Origin of the sequence: Chryseobacterium artocarpi (assembly GCF_001684975.1) — a bacterium.
Lineage (GTDB): Bacteria > Bacteroidota > Bacteroidia > Flavobacteriales > Weeksellaceae > Chryseobacterium > Chryseobacterium artocarpi.
The window spans coordinates 358,272-372,613 of sequence record NZ_MAYH01000023.1 but is presented as its reverse complement, the minus strand read 5'-3'; the positions used below and the strand labels follow the sequence as shown (position 1 = coordinate 372,613).

At 35.4% G+C, this 14,342-nt stretch carries 13 protein-coding genes; 6 read left to right on the top strand and 7 right to left on the bottom strand.

The window, feature by feature from the left end; genetic code table 11:
• Positions 1-24 precede the first annotated feature (24 nt).
• Complete coding sequence (locus tag BBI01_RS09685; RefSeq protein WP_065394470.1) at positions 25-1,446, bottom strand: aminotransferase-like domain-containing protein; 1,422 nt, start codon at positions 1,444-1,446, stop codon at positions 25-27.
• Between the two features lie 96 nt (positions 1,447-1,542).
• Here BBI01_RS09685 and BBI01_RS09680 point away from each other — a divergent pair, with 96 nt between their 5' ends.
• Complete coding sequence (locus BBI01_RS09680; protein WP_123862125.1) at positions 1,543-2,427, top strand: DMT family transporter; 885 nt, start codon at positions 1,543-1,545, stop codon at positions 2,425-2,427.
• 50 nt (positions 2,428-2,477) lie between these two features.
• Here the strand turns inward: BBI01_RS09680 and BBI01_RS09675 are convergent, their stop codons facing one another.
• Positions 2,478-3,281 carry an AraC family transcriptional regulator gene (locus tag BBI01_RS09675; RefSeq protein ID WP_065394468.1) on the bottom strand — a complete coding sequence of 268 codons (804 nt, stop codon included), beginning with the start codon at positions 3,279-3,281 and terminating at the stop codon, positions 2,478-2,480.
• Between the two features lie 146 nt (positions 3,282-3,427).
• Here BBI01_RS09675 and BBI01_RS09670 point away from each other — a divergent pair, with 146 nt between their 5' ends.
• Positions 3,428-4,564, top strand: a complete 1,137-nt coding sequence (locus tag BBI01_RS09670) for an NAD(P)H:quinone oxidoreductase (protein ID WP_065394467.1) — start codon at positions 3,428-3,430, stop codon at positions 4,562-4,564.
• Between the two features lie 144 nt (positions 4,565-4,708).
• Here BBI01_RS09670 and pdxR read toward each other — a convergent pair whose 3' ends face one another.
• Positions 4,709-6,145 carry a MocR-like pyridoxine biosynthesis transcription factor PdxR gene (gene pdxR / locus BBI01_RS09665; RefSeq protein WP_065394466.1) on the bottom strand — a complete coding sequence of 479 codons (1,437 nt, stop codon included), beginning with the start codon at positions 6,143-6,145 and terminating at the stop codon, positions 4,709-4,711.
• A gap of 100 nt (positions 6,146-6,245) precedes the next feature.
• Here pdxR and BBI01_RS09660 point away from each other — a divergent pair, with 100 nt between their 5' ends.
• Both BBI01_RS09660 and BBI01_RS09655 read left to right on the top strand, forming a co-directional pair.
• A complete protein-coding gene (locus tag BBI01_RS09660) occupies positions 6,246-6,701 on the top strand; it encodes a cupin domain-containing protein (protein ID WP_065394465.1) in 456 nt (151 codons plus the stop codon).
• A 127-nt stretch (positions 6,702-6,828) separates the two neighbouring features.
• Positions 6,829-7,713 (top strand): dihydrodipicolinate synthase family protein, encoded by an 885-nt coding sequence (locus BBI01_RS09655; protein ID WP_065394464.1) that lies wholly within the window; start codon positions 6,829-6,831, stop codon positions 7,711-7,713.
• 144 nt (positions 7,714-7,857) lie between these two features.
• On the opposite strand, the gene BBI01_RS09650 is transcribed toward BBI01_RS09655, so the two are convergent.
• Complete coding sequence (locus BBI01_RS09650) at positions 7,858-8,364, bottom strand: pyridoxamine 5'-phosphate oxidase family protein (protein ID WP_065394463.1); 507 nt, start codon at positions 8,362-8,364, stop codon at positions 7,858-7,860.
• Between the two features lie 186 nt (positions 8,365-8,550).
• On the opposite strand from BBI01_RS09650, the gene BBI01_RS09645 reads away from it, so the two are divergent.
• Positions 8,551-9,348 (top strand): helix-turn-helix domain-containing protein, encoded by a 798-nt coding sequence (locus tag BBI01_RS09645; RefSeq protein WP_065394462.1) that lies wholly within the window; start codon positions 8,551-8,553, stop codon positions 9,346-9,348.
• Positions 9,349-9,414: 66 nt separating this feature from the next.
• Entirely contained in the window at positions 9,415-10,368 is a 954-nt protein-coding gene (locus BBI01_RS09640) for a nitrilase family protein (protein ID WP_065394461.1), read from the top strand.
• 78 nt (positions 10,369-10,446) lie between these two features.
• On the opposite strand, the gene pdeM is transcribed toward BBI01_RS09640, so the two are convergent.
• The 3 genes from pdeM to BBI01_RS09625 all read right to left on the bottom strand — a co-directional run bounded on the left by pdeM (position 10,447) and on the right by BBI01_RS09625 (position 14,340).
• Positions 10,447-11,091: a ligase-associated DNA damage response endonuclease PdeM gene (gene pdeM / locus BBI01_RS09635; protein ID WP_065394460.1), complete on the bottom strand. Its 645-nt coding sequence runs from the start codon at positions 11,089-11,091 to the stop codon at positions 10,447-10,449.
• 37 nt (positions 11,092-11,128) lie between these two features.
• Positions 11,129-11,731 (bottom strand): 2,3-bisphosphoglycerate-dependent phosphoglycerate mutase, encoded by a 603-nt coding sequence (locus BBI01_RS09630; RefSeq protein ID WP_123862124.1) that lies wholly within the window; start codon positions 11,729-11,731, stop codon positions 11,129-11,131.
• Positions 11,732-11,907: 176 nt separating this feature from the next.
• Positions 11,908-14,340: a ligase-associated DNA damage response DEXH box helicase gene (locus tag BBI01_RS09625; protein ID WP_065394458.1), complete on the bottom strand. Its 2,433-nt coding sequence runs from the start codon at positions 14,338-14,340 to the stop codon at positions 11,908-11,910.
• Positions 14,341-14,342 lie beyond the last annotated feature (2 nt).

Here is a 14,342-nt window from a genome sequence, read left to right as displayed (position 1 = left end):
TCTTTCTTCCAGCCTCTATTTTCCTTACTTTAAATAGATCTTTTTGGCAAGCTGCCCAACCTGTTTTAGTTTTGTCTGTGTTTCTTCTGACCAGGGAAGACCGATGCAAAGTCTCATACAGTTTTCAAACTGTTCCTGAAAAGTAAACATTCTGCCGGGGGCAATACTTATGTTCTGTTTAATCGCTAGATCATAAAGTTCCTTAGTACGTATTTTTTTATCAAATTCTACCCAAAGAGACAAGCCTCCTTGTGGGCGACTGGTTTTTGTTCCTTCCGGGAAGTATTCTGCAATGGTCTGAACGTAGTTCTGATAATTATTCTGTAGTGTTTTTCTCAATTGCTGAAGATGCTTTTCATATTTTCCAGATTTTAGAAAATTAGCAACGGCTTCATTAACAATGGAAATTGATGAAGTGGAATGTAATAATTTAAGTTTTAATATTTTATCTTTATACTTTCCTGGAGCAATCCAGCCTACACGATATCCAGGAGCTAATGTTTTTGAGATAGAACTGCAATACAGAACGCTTCCGTCTTTATCAAAAGATTTACAACACCTGGGTCTGCTGGTACCAAAATAGAGATCTCCGTATACATCATCTTCGATCAATGGTATATTATTCTCAGAAAGAATTTTTACAACTTCTTTTTTATTTTCGTCAGGCATACAGCTTCCCAGAGGTGAATTGAAATTTGGAATTAACAGACACAGATCAATTTGTGGAATTAATTTTTTTAAAGCTTCAATTTCTATTCCTGTAGTGGGATGAGTGGGAAGTTCCAGTACTTTTAACCCTAATCCGTTGGCAAGTTGTAAAATTCCAGGATAACAAGGACTTTCGATGGCAATAGTATCACCAGGTTTTCCCAAAGCCATAAGACAGAAGGATAGCGCATTCATTCCACCATTGGTTGTGATTAAATCACTTTCATTGAGATTTCCTCCCCATTGTAATGAGCGTATGGCGATCATTCTCCGTAGTTTAAGATTGCCCTGAAGTTCTTCATATTCAGTACCGCCTTCTTTTAGTTCACGTATGGCATGTACGATCTCCTTTTTAAGCTTAGCCTGAGGTAAAAGGTCTCCAGATGGAATTCCAATGGAAAAAAAGGTAATATCCTTTAGTCCCATATTTTCGTATACTTTACTGATCAGTTCATCAGGTTCATCATTGTTTGCAATTAAAGAAGGGCGGCTTACGGCAGGCAACGGCAGCTTTACGGATAATAACTGGCTCACAAAATAACCTGATTGTGGCTTTGATTCTACCAAGGACAATGATTCTAGCTCAAGAAAAACACGTTTTGCAGTATTCATACTTACCTGATGTTCAGCGCAAAGCATTCTTACGGAAGGAAGTTTATCACCAGCCTTTAAGACTCCACTTTTAATTTGGGCAGCAATACCATCTGCAATCTCTGTATATAAAAATTCTTTACTCATTTTCTTAACTGTGTTCATGCAAATATACAAAACTGATACTGTGCTTATTTAATTTTCCTTTATAATTTTGAACCATTAATTAAAACTTGTAAAAAAATGATGACAGATACAATTTCAAAAGATCAGGTTGTAAGTGGTTGGATCAATGGGTTCATAGGTGTATTGCTTTTCAGTGGTTCAATGCCTGCTACCAAACTTGCTGTGATGGAAATGAGCCCTATATTTGCAACAATAGCTCGTGCGGTAATCGCTGGGGTTTTGGCACTTTCGGTCTTATTATTATATAAAGAAAGACGTCCTGCAAAGAATCAGATATTTTCATTAGCTTTGGTTTCTATCGGCTGTGTCATTGGATTTCCGTTGCTTTCTTCATTAGCATTACAGTATCTTACTTCTGCGCATTCTATTGTATTTCTTGGGTTGCTTCCTCTTACTACAGCTATTTTTGGTGTTTTTCGTGGTGGAGAAAAGCCTCATCCTATATTTTGGCTGTTTTCTGTGATTGGAAGCCTTTTAGTGGTAGGATATGCATTCTCTCAAGGCATCTCAGCTTCGCCGATAGGAGATATTCTGATGTTGTTAGCCATTATTTTGTGTGGATTAGGATATGCTGAAGGTGCTAAGCTGTCTAAAACTCTTGGCGGGTGGCAAGTGATTTCATGGGCGCTTGTTTTATCTTTACCAATAATGCTTCCATTGTTTTTTGTTTATTTTCCTCAAAATATAGAAGCTATAAGTTTCAAAGGATGGTTTGGTTTAGGGTATATCTCTCTGTTCAGTATGTTTATCGGATTTATTTTTTGGTATAAAGGTTTGGCACAAGGTGGAATTACTACGGTAGGACAACTTCAGCTATTACAGCCGTTTTTCGGGCTTGCTCTGGCGGCTTATCTTCTTCATGAGCAGGTAAGTATTGGAATGCTAGGAGTAACTGTTGGTGTTATTTTATGTGTTGCCGGAACTAAGAAGTTTGCGAAATAAATAGAAAATTTAATTCATAAAGATTAAAAAGTGATATTATAAAGTACTTTTTAATCTTTATGAACTTTAGGTTTAGACTGCATCACAGCAAAATAGGCAGTTGTAAATGCAGAAAGACTTTGATAGCCTACCTTATAAGCTATCTCACTCAATGTATACTGCTGAGTATCTATAAGTTCTATACTTTTTAAAATTCTGGTCAGTTGAAGATACTTTTGTAAAGTAATTCCTGTTTCCTTTTTAAAAATTCTTTGAAGACTTCTTACAGACATTGTTGCTTTCTCTGCGAGTGTATCAATATCCAGATTGTACTTAAAATTTACATTAATATCTTTACAGACAGGGATGAGTCTTACATCCATAGGAACCGGAATTTCTAATCCGCTACTTTCCTTATAAAAGTTGGGTAAGCTTTTTAAAATTGCTTTGAAAAATATATCCTGCTCTTCATTTTCTTCCAATGACTGATTCCATTTTGAGGTATAAAAAAGCATTTCCTTAAGAACAGGAGGTGCTGCAAAAACCTGAACATTTTGATAAAAATCATCATCAAAAACAGATTTAAATAAGAATACCATCAGATTTACTGTTTTGGCTTCTGAAGTGGTTTTATGAGCTTTTTTTGAAGGAATCCATATCACATGATGTTGGGGAACAAGATAAATCTTCTGGTCAATATGAAAGTATTGATAACCTTCCTCTACAAAAGTAAGCTGAGCCCGGTCGTGAACGTGCTCATATGTATCATGTTTCCAGTCTTTTTCACACCATACATAAGCTTCCTTTTCTGTGGTATCTATAAATTGACTTTCAGTTTTTTCTAATAAGCCACATTTTAAAGTGTCGTTCTGCATGTGTTTTTTGGCAAATTTAATAAAAACGCCAATATTAATTTTGTAATATCAAAAAAATGTTATTTCATGTGAGTTCGCCTGAAGTTTTTAAAAGTGGAATTCATATGAAAAACGAACAATAATATTAAAACTATATTTTATTCAGAATGAAAAAATTATGTCTTTTTTTTATCTTAATTTTATTATTTAGCACCTGCAACATCACGGCACAAAATAAAGCTAAAATATTAGTTCTCATCCATTCGGATAATGGAGGAACTTACGAACTTGCCAAAGAAATTGCCAAAGGAATTGAAAGTGAAAATAATGCTGTTTCTTCCATTAAATTGGTTAAAGCATCACAAAATCCAAATTTAAAAAAACTTCCCGTAGCTACCGTGGAAGAGCTGACAAATTATGACGGAATTGCTTTTGGATCACCTGTTTATTTCGGAAATATAAGTACAGGGATGAGTGAATTTTTGTCTAAAACGGTTCAGCTTTGGACCAATCATGCTCTGGAAGGCGTTCCGGCAACAGTTTTTATGTCTGCAGGAAGTGGAGCAGGAAAAGAACTTGCTCTACAGGCATTCTGGAATAGTCTTGCCGTACATGGAATGGTACTAGTTTCCAATGGAATCCGTGGAACTGAAGAGTTGAATAAAGCTATACCACAGGGAAATACAGTGTTGGGAATCACGAGTATGGCTTCTTTAAAAGATGTTGATAGACCCACAAAAGGAGAAAGACATTTGGCGGAACTTCAAGGGAAAAATTTTGCAAAGATTGCTTTAGCTTTAAAGGATACCCGTCCTAAAAAAAATAGTCCAATCGTTGAAAACCACCAAAATTTCAGTGAAATCTTAAAACAAAAGAATATTATACTTCCTCAAGTTCCTAAACCAGCTGGAAATTATCAGCCGTTTGTACGTTCAGGGAATCTTATATTCATCAATCAGGTTGCTTTAAAAGATGGTAAGATTTTCAATGCCGGAAAATTAGGGGTAGATGTTACGGATCAGCAGGTAAAAGATGCTACAAAAGTTACGATGCTAAATGTTATTTCTGTATTAAATGAAGCAGTAGGCGGAGATTTAAGCAGAGTAAAACAATGTGTACAGCTTACAGGTATTTTTAATACAAAGGATGATTATACAAAACATGCTGATTTAATGAATATTGCATCTGATTTGACGGTAGAAGTTTTTGGAGAAAAAGGAAAGCATGCCAGAGCTACTTTTGGAGCATCATCTATCCCTGTAAATTCTTCTGTTGAAATTCAGGCTGTTTTTGAAGTGGAATAGTATTTATTACTCTCGCAGATTTTATAGATTATTATGTTTAAAGTAATCTGTAATAATATAAACTTTATTCGTGTACTCGTGGTATATTTCTTCGCCACGAATGCACGAATTTCTTATTAGCATCTTTGTTTAAAGTCGTTTTGATCATTTTTTAGAAAGCTTTATCAATATTTCGGAAATAACTTCTATACTTTGCTCCAATTGCTCTTCTCCTAGGGAACCATAGCTTAATCTAAAGCCATTAACAGAACTTCTGCTGTATTGTTTCGGATGAATGATCCTGATATTTTTGTCTGATAAAAGCGTTGTTACTACATCCCAATCCAATACGACTTTAGGGACGATCCAAAATGCTAATCCTCCTTCCGGTAAAGTAAAATCCGCAACATTTTTCAGGTGTTTAGTCAAAAGGTTGTATACAAAATCTCTCTTATTTTTGTAATGAACAGTGGCTTTTTTGATATGCTTTTTTACCGCTCCCTCTCTGATCAGTTGGAGAACTGCCTGTTCCATAATAACGTCTCCGTGCACATCAATGATTTTCCTTAAATCCCCGATTTTCTTCAAGAGATTTTCGTTTTTAGTAGCCAGATAACCTATTCTCAAAGCGGGAGCAACTACTTTACTTAATGTTCCAATATAAACATAATTATTGAGCTCAGGAAAGCTTGATAATGGAAGAATAGGACGGTATCCGAAGTGAAATTCATTGTCATAATCGTCTTCAATAATGGTAATATTATATTGATTGGATAATTCAATCAGTTTTAAACGTCTTGACAAACTTAATGTAACCGTTGTAGGATATTGACGATGAGGAGTGATGTATATTGCTTTTATATTTTTGTGATGAATCAACAGATTTTCTACAGATTGAACATCAATGCCTTCTTCATCTACAGATACAGGTAATAATGTTGCTCCTGTGTATTCAAAAGCCTGCCATGCCGGTTGATATCCCGGATCTTCTACAATAACGCAATCTCCTGAAGTCAAAAGAGTTTGTGCTACCAGAAACATCCCCATCTGGCTGCCTCTGGTAATGGATATTTCGTTTTCATTGATCTGCATACCACGCTGGTGGTTCAGCATTTTGGAAATTGTTTTCCGGAACTCAATATCTCCGTGTTCATTGCCATAACCCATCATCTGCCATTTAGCTTTTATACCAAATATCTGACGATAAGCTCTTGCTAGTTCTGTAACCGGTGCAATTTTACTATCCGGATGCCCATCATCAAAGTTAATCATCATTTTATCAGTTGTTACCTGGATATTTTGAACCTCTGAAATACTGTTCATTCTTTTTGAATGCATAACGGGAATATTATCGGAGACAAAGATTCCCCGTCTTTCTTTGGAAATGACCCATTCTTCGTTAATCAATACCTGATAAGCTTCTACAACAGTATTTCTATTGATTTTAAGCATTGTTGCCATATTTCGGCTTCCGGGAAGAGCATCACCTGCTTTCAGTCTTCCTGAACGGATGTCGGTAATTATTGTATCTGCAATCTGTAAATAGACTGCTTTATCTAGCTTTTTATCAATTTCAAATTCTAATTTCCAAGGTCGAAGCATCTGGACTACTTATTTATGTAAAAACTGAGTTATTTAAACAGTCCAAATATAAAATAATTTTGTCATGCAATAAAGCACAGAATTTTTAAATTTTAAAATCATGAACAAAAAAGAGTTCAGTTCAAAAGACTTTCACGAAACGTTTGCAAGACCAAAGTATGTAAAGCCAAGTCATTTAATTCATAAGAATGTAGAAAATGCAGGGGAGCACAATCAATTTTCAACGGAAAGAAAGCATCCTGTATTCTTTGTCGATCTTCCCAGCAAAAATGTAAGTATGACTATCGGAGGCTTGTTGCCGGGGCAACAGACCAACAGACACCGCCATACCTACGAAACCGTATTATTTGTAATTGAAGGAAAAGGCTGGACAGAGGTAGAAGATGAGCGCGTTCATTGGGAAGCGGGAGATGCGGTATATATTCCTTCATGGGCTTGGCATAAGCATCAGAATTTAAGCGATACGGAGCCTGCCAAATATATTGCCTGTGAAAATGCACCTCAGTTACAGAATCTTGGAGTTGCATTAAGAGAGGAAGAAGGAAGGGATCTTTAATTATTAAGAGGTATTAAGGCTTAAAAAAACTACTTAGTTCATTCATATTAATAAAAATCAGCCAGATACCTCTTAATTTTTCATTTCAACACACTTTACTATAACTTTTAATTTTATAAATAAGAATATGAAAAACGTTCCATTTAAAGGGATTATCGCTTATCCAATCACTCCTTTTGATGAAAATGATACTATAAATCTTCCTCTTTTCAGGAATATGGTTGAGAAACTGGTGGTTACAGGAAGTCATGGTATTGCTTCTTTGGGAAGTGCCGGAGTAATGCCTTATCTGTCTGATGATGAAAAAGAAGCTGTTACAGAAGCCACAATCCAACAGGTAAATCGTAGAATTCCTACTCTGATAGGAGTTTCAAATCTTACTACGGAGAGAACTGTTCATCATGCCCAATTTGCAGAAAAAGCAGGTGCAGATGCAGTAATGATCATTCCTATGAGCTATTGGAAGCTTACAGATGATGAAATAGTGGCTCATTATGATGCTGTGGCAAAGAAAATTTCAATCCCGATTATGGCATACAATAATCCGGCAACAGGTGGAGTAGATATGTCTCCGGTTTTATTAAAAAGACTGCTTGAGATACCAAATGTTACGATGATCAAAGAAAGTACTGGTGATATACAGAGAATGCATTTTTTGAGAAAAGAATTGGGCGAAGATGTTACTTTTTATAATGGTTCTAATCCATTAGCACTTGCGGCATTTGCTGCAGGAGCAAGAGGTTGGTGTACAGCTGCTCCGAATCTTATCCCGGAATTGAACCTTGATCTTTATAAAGCCATTGAGAAGAACCAGCTTGCTGAAGCTCAGAATGTTTTCTATAAACAAGTTGAGTTATTAAAATTTATTGTAGCGAAAGGATTACCAAGGGCGGTAAAAGCCGGATTGGATATTCTAGGAGAGGAAAGCGGACATTTAAGAAAACCTTTAAAACCTCTGACTGAAAAAGAATTTGAAGAGTTCAGGAAGATTCTTATTGGAATAAAGAATTAGTACCCCTAATGCACGTATACATATAAGCCTATGTCTCTATGTTGTTAAAATGAATTAAACATAATTCAATAATATTTTTAAATCACATAGGAACATAGGCTTTATGAAGTAATAATTAAATTCGTGAATTCGTGGAAAAAAGCTTTAGATAATGGCATTTCCTTCTATACCATCAGAGTTATTGGTTTTCTGTCCTGTAATTGCAGCTGTTACAAAACTGAAAAGACTTAGAAGTTTTCCCGCCTTTGTGTCCCAATAATAGGTTTCCTGTGGTTCTACTCGAATGACTGTAACATTAGGATCATCTTTACCATCAAACCATGCTTTTACCAAAGGTGACCATTTTTCTTCAATGGTTTCTCTGTCTTTATAAACAGAAGCTTTCCCGTAGACCGAAAGATATTGAGCATCACTGTTGTTCATGAAGAATAACTGTACTCTTCGGTCTTCCTTTATTTCAAAATTTTTGTTACTGGTTCCACTGCTGATAAACCAAAGGTTACCATTGTCATCCGTCTCCTGCAAAGTCATAGGTCTTGAATTAACAGGAACTGTTTCCAATTCGGTACAGAACATACATATTTTTGCTTTTTCAGATAGTTCTTTGATCTTCCTGATTGCTTCCAGATGGGTAAGGTTTTGTGTCGACATGATATAATATTTTAAGTGGTTGGTATTTTGATTAAATATATATATCCAACAAAATGGAGAATAATATGCATTAAATCATTCAAATACCTGACCAAAAGCAAATTAAATGTGGTATCTCAGCTTAAAAACTAAAAGATATTTTGAAGCCTTCTTTTTCTACAAATAAGTTTTATGTACATTTGATAAATGCAGATTTCACCTCCTAAGCATTTGGCTCCTTATATCAGGCATTATATCTTTTTGGAGAACTCCGAAGAGGATATGAGGAATTTAAGGCTCTTCACTGATGGAAGTTCCGGGCTTATTCTATCCGGAAATATGAATCTGTATTCCAAAGTTTCAAAAGATCGGATGCCACTTTCCTTTTTTTATGGAACTCTAAACGGATACAAAGACTTCTCTTCGAAAGGTAGATTTTCCCTAATTGCTGTTGTTTTTCAACCTTATTTTTTGAATATCCTTCTGAAAACTTCTGCGAAAGAAATGAGTAATCAAATTATTTCCGTAGAAGATGTATTGAAGAATAAGATGGAAGTATTTGAAGAAAAACTGTTTAATAAAACAAATCCTTTAAGTATTATTGAAGACCTGAATATCTTTTTTACCCATTTTTTATCAGAAAGAACGAGTATGGATCATCATCTTATTTCGGCTACTCAACAGTATATTCTGAATAATAAGGGGACAATATCTTCCAAGGATCTGCAACATTTTACCGGATATTCTGAACGTCATTTAGAACGAAAGTTTGAATATCATATGGGAATGCGTCCTAAAAAATATGCAAATATTATCCGTTTACATTACTTTTTAAGCCTTGTGAATAAAGGTACTGATGATAAAAACCTGACTACACTTTCTTATGAAGCCGGATATTCTGATCAGTCACATCTTATCAGAGAATTTAAGAATAATATCGGGCTTACTCCTAAACAATATCAAAAAACGGAAAATAAAATCGCTGTTAATTTCATTGAGCTGTAAAACAGATATGTCGGTTTTATACAATTTTTCAGGGGCTATACTGTCTAGTTTTGCTGAAAAAAATCAATGAATATTAAAATTTCAACCGCACAGTTTGAAAATAGAAGCGGAGATAAAAATTACAATCTATCCGTCATTGAAAAACTTGCTAAACAGGCAGCTGCCAATGGCTCTGATGTTATTGCCTTTCATGAATGTTCCATCACGGGATATACTTTTGCCCGAAAACTTTCAAAGGATCAACTTCTTGATATTGCTGAACTTATTCCTAACGGAGAAAGCATTAAAAGATTACAACAGATAGCTTCCGAATATAAGATTACAATTCTTGCCGGACTTTTTGAGAAGGATGAAAATAATAACCTTTTCAAAGCTTATGTATGTGTGGATAAAACAGGATTGAAAGCAAAATATAGAAAACTGCATCCTTTTATCAACCCACATCTAATTCCGGGTAATGAATATTGTGTTTTTGAAATCCTAGGCTGGAAATGTGGTATTCTTATTTGTTATGATAACAATATTATAGAAAATGTAAGAGCAACCAAGCTTTTGGGGGCTGATATTATTTTTATGCCTCACGTAACAATGTGTACACCTTCTACAAGACCGGGAGCTGGTTTTGTAGATCCTCAACTTTGGGAAAACAAGGAATCTGATCCTACTTCCTTACGATTGGAATTTAATGGAATGAAAGGCAGAGACTGGTTGATGAAATGGCTTCCTTCAAGAGCTTATGACAACGGTGCTTATATTGTTTTTTCCAATCCTATAGGAATGGATGATGATCAGCTTAAAAATGGATGTTCTATGATTATTGATCCTTTTGGTGATATTATTGCAGAATGTCGTTCATTTGAGAATAGTTTTGAAACGGCGATTATTACTCCTCAAAAACTGAATCAGGCTGGTGGTTACCGATATTTGGAGGCAAGGAGACCTGAGCTATACAAAGATATAATTGGACAGACGCATTCGTCAATACAGAAAGTAGTATGGCTGAATGAAAAAGAAAACTAAATATTTTTATAGGGTAGTAATATTAAGAATGCAGATTTTTTGTCTGCATTCTTTGTTTGTAATGATTTATGTGGTAAATCAAATCTCATAAATTTCCAAATCTGTAAATACAAAAAACTTACTTTTTTTAGGCAAATTCTTTGTATCCAAACCTGTAAATTCACTAAAAGCAGGAAGTAGCAACTGGTTATCACTAATAACAAAACAGGGAAGTCTGATACTTTTAACTGCAGAATTTAACATAATTCCCGGATGAATATGCCCGGTAATCTGAAAATCTGATTTCGTTTTATCAAAATCATGAATAAAAGAAAATCTTCTTATTTCCAGCAAAGAAGCCTTAAAATCCAGACAAAGTTTCTGTTCCAATGTCTTTGTAATACGGTCGTGATTACCTTCAACAAGGTGAAATTTCAGATCAGGATATTGATTTCTCCATGTGCAGAATTCATCTACGTCAGAATTATCACCAGCATGAATCAGATCACCCACCACAATAAGCTTTTTTGGCTGAAAAAGTTCAATCAGAGCGGATAGTCTTTCCAGGTCGCTTTTCATGATATGATTGGCTATGGCAATTCCATTTTTACGGAAATGTGCTGTTTTTCCAATATGAAGATCAGAAAGGATCAGCGCATTTTCGGTTTTCCAAAATACAGCCCGTTGATTGGTCAGCGTAAAGGTTTCATTTTGAATAAGGATTTCTTTTGTAGCTATAAACACAGGAGAGGGTTTAAAGTTTTGAATTTAAGATTAATTATTAATTTTCCACTCTGCTTACATGAAAATTTTCATCAAAGATATACGTTATCGGAATTCCGGTTGCGATCTCTCTTTCCAGAATTTCTTCAGGAGAAAGATGTTCCAGATACATGATCAATGAACGGAGACTGTTTCCATGAGCCACAATCAAAACATTTTCACCTTTTTTCAGGAAAGGAATAATTTCTTTTTCAAAATAAGGAATAACTCTGTTATAAGTATCTTTAAGGCTTTCCCCTCCAGGCGGAACAACGTCATAAGATCTTCGCCATGTATGAACCTGTTCATCACCATATTTCAGGGCTGTTTCAGCTTTATTAAGTCCTTCCAGATTTCCGTAGGAACGTTCATTAAGAGCTTTATCCATAATAACCGGAATATTAGGATTTCCTATTTCATTAAGGATAATGGAAAGGGTATGCTTTGCTCTGATCAGTACTGAGGTAAAGGCAATATTTATCTTTTCTTTTTTTAAAGATATCCCTGCTTTTTTTGCTTCTTCAATGCCAACTTCTGTAATATCGATATCTTGCCAGCCTGTAAATCTGTTCTCAAGATTCCAGAGTGACTGCCCGTGTCGGACTAAAAATAATTTTGTCATCATTTAATTTTTTACTCTTCAGAGAAGATACTCTAAGGTACAGCTATTCTTAAACTTATCAAAAAAGAAACAGATGATTTTTGTCTTAATTTTAATTGATATAACAAACTTAAAAAAATATTTGAAATCAATGAAAAACCTTATTGTAAAAGTGATTTAAGGTTTATTTTATTCATTCATAATTTCAACATCCTTCTGATTCTTGCATCTAATCCTTCACTGGAAAGCGTCTGTCTCAGACTGTCTACCTTGATTGGAAAACTTAATGGAGTAAAGGAACGGGAATGTTTTAAAATAACTATTGATTTTTCAATTCTTTTAAATGCTTCCACCAGTCTCTGTTCCTGAAGCTGCATATTAAAAACTTCCGTATAAGCCTGCCTGATTAGGAAATGATTAGGGTCATAATCTTCCAGGACTTTAAAAATCAATCCTGCTGAACTCTGTAATGATTTATTTGAACGCTGTTTGCCTGCATAATTTTGAATTACCATTCCTGAAATCACAGCAATATCCCTGAATTTTCGTCTTGCCATTTCTGCGGAATTGATACTTGCAATAACATCGTTCATGAGATTTTCTCGGGTTAAAATCTGTTGTAAATTCTCTTCATTCAACGGGATTTCCTTATCACTGAAAAGTTCAAAACCATAATCATTCATTGCCATAGAGAAAGAGATAGGTGCCAGTTTTGAAATTCGGTAAGCAATTAATGCAGCCATCACTTCATGAACCAGACGTCCTTCAAAAGGGTACATGAAAAGGTGATAGCCTTCGCGGTTTCTGATCATTTCTACCAGGAATTCATCTTCTTTGGGAATGTGGGAGTTTATTTCCTGATTGATTAATAAAGGATGTAAAAATTTCAGTTCTTTTTCAGAGGCTTTAGGACTCAAAGCATGGGAGAGTTTTTCTCTTAAAAAATGTCCCAGATCAGAGCTCAGAGGCAGTCTTCCTCCAAGATAACTGGGGACTAAAGCTTTTCCTTTTGCTGCTCTTACATATACGGTCATATCTTTGATTATCGCGACCTCCAAGGTTCGTCCTGCCAAAATAAATTTTTCTTCTTTTTTAAGTTTTGAAATAAAATATTCTTCAATCATTCCGACATATCCGCCTGAAATGAACTTAACCTTCAGCATCGCATCACTTACAATGACTCCCATATTCATGCGATGAAGCATGGCAATCTTTCGTGAAGTTACTTTATGCAACCCATCTTCCAAAATGACAATTTTATGGAATTCTTCATAGTTTTTTAAAACACTGCCACCAATCGTAAGAAATTCCAGAATGCTTTTCCACTCTTCATCCATCATTTCCCGGAAAGCATATACTTTTTTGATTCTTTCATAGGTTTCATCGGGATAAAAACCGTTTCCAACTGCTAAAGTCATCAGGAACTGAACCAATACATCTAAACATAAAACCTGTGGTTCTCTAGGCTCTATCACTTTTTGTTTTACAGCTTCTTTTAATGCCGCTACTTCAATAAGTTCTAAAGAATGAGTGGGAACACAATAGATTTTTGAAGTTTCAAAAGGGGAGTGTCCACTACGTCCGGCTCTTTGAAGGAATCTTGCAACACCTTTTGCAGATCCGATCTGAATTACGGTATCAACGGGTTTAAAGTCTATTCCCAAATCTAATGACGATGTAGAAACAACGGCTTTCAGCTTTCCTGAACTTAGGTTTTCTTCAATCCAGATTCGTAAATGGGCATCAATGGAACTGTGATGGATGGCAATTTGTCCTGCAAAATCAGGGTGTGCATCTAGAAGTAACTGATACCACATTTCGCTTTGGCTGCGCGTATTGGTAAAAACAATTGTTGATTTCGAATTGAGAATGATAGGAACTACCTGATCTGCAAGTTTGTTTCCCAAATGTCCAGCCCAAGGTAATATTTCAACCTCATTGGGAATGACGGGAATAATATCGATTTTTTTATGTTCTTTTGCTGTAATTTTTACTTTTTTAATATTATAAGGAATTAATACTTCCATTGCTTCATCCAGATTTCCAATGGTAGCGGTAATGCCCCAGATTTTCATCTTCGGAGTATATTTTCGAAGCTGTGAGATTGCCAGTTCTACCATGACTCCTCGTTTTGAGCCCAGTAGCTCGTGCCATTCATCTGCAACGGTACATTTTAAGCCACTAAAAAAGGTTTCATGATTTTTCTGAGCAAGAAGTAAATGTAAGCTTTCAGGGGTTACAACAAGGATTTCCGGCATTTTTTTGACCTGTTGTTGTCGTACTTTGGGATCTGTATCTCCATTTCTTACACCTACGACCCAATCCAGACCGATTTCATCCATTGCTTCCTGCATTGCTTTGGCAATATCTTTAGACAAAGACCTCAGGGGAGTGATCCAGATCATTTTAAGCCCTTTTTTATAGTTTTCAGGATGATTTAGAAAGTCTGAAACTAAAGCCAGAAAAACAGAAAAAGTTTTCCCAAAACCTGTAGGAGCTACGACCATTCCGCTATATCCGCTTCCGAACTTCCGCCAGGCATCGGTTTGAAATTTAAAAGGAGACATTCCTTTATCTTTCATCCATTGCTGGATCATTGTAAATCCGTTGGTATGTTCAAAGGCTGTCATTT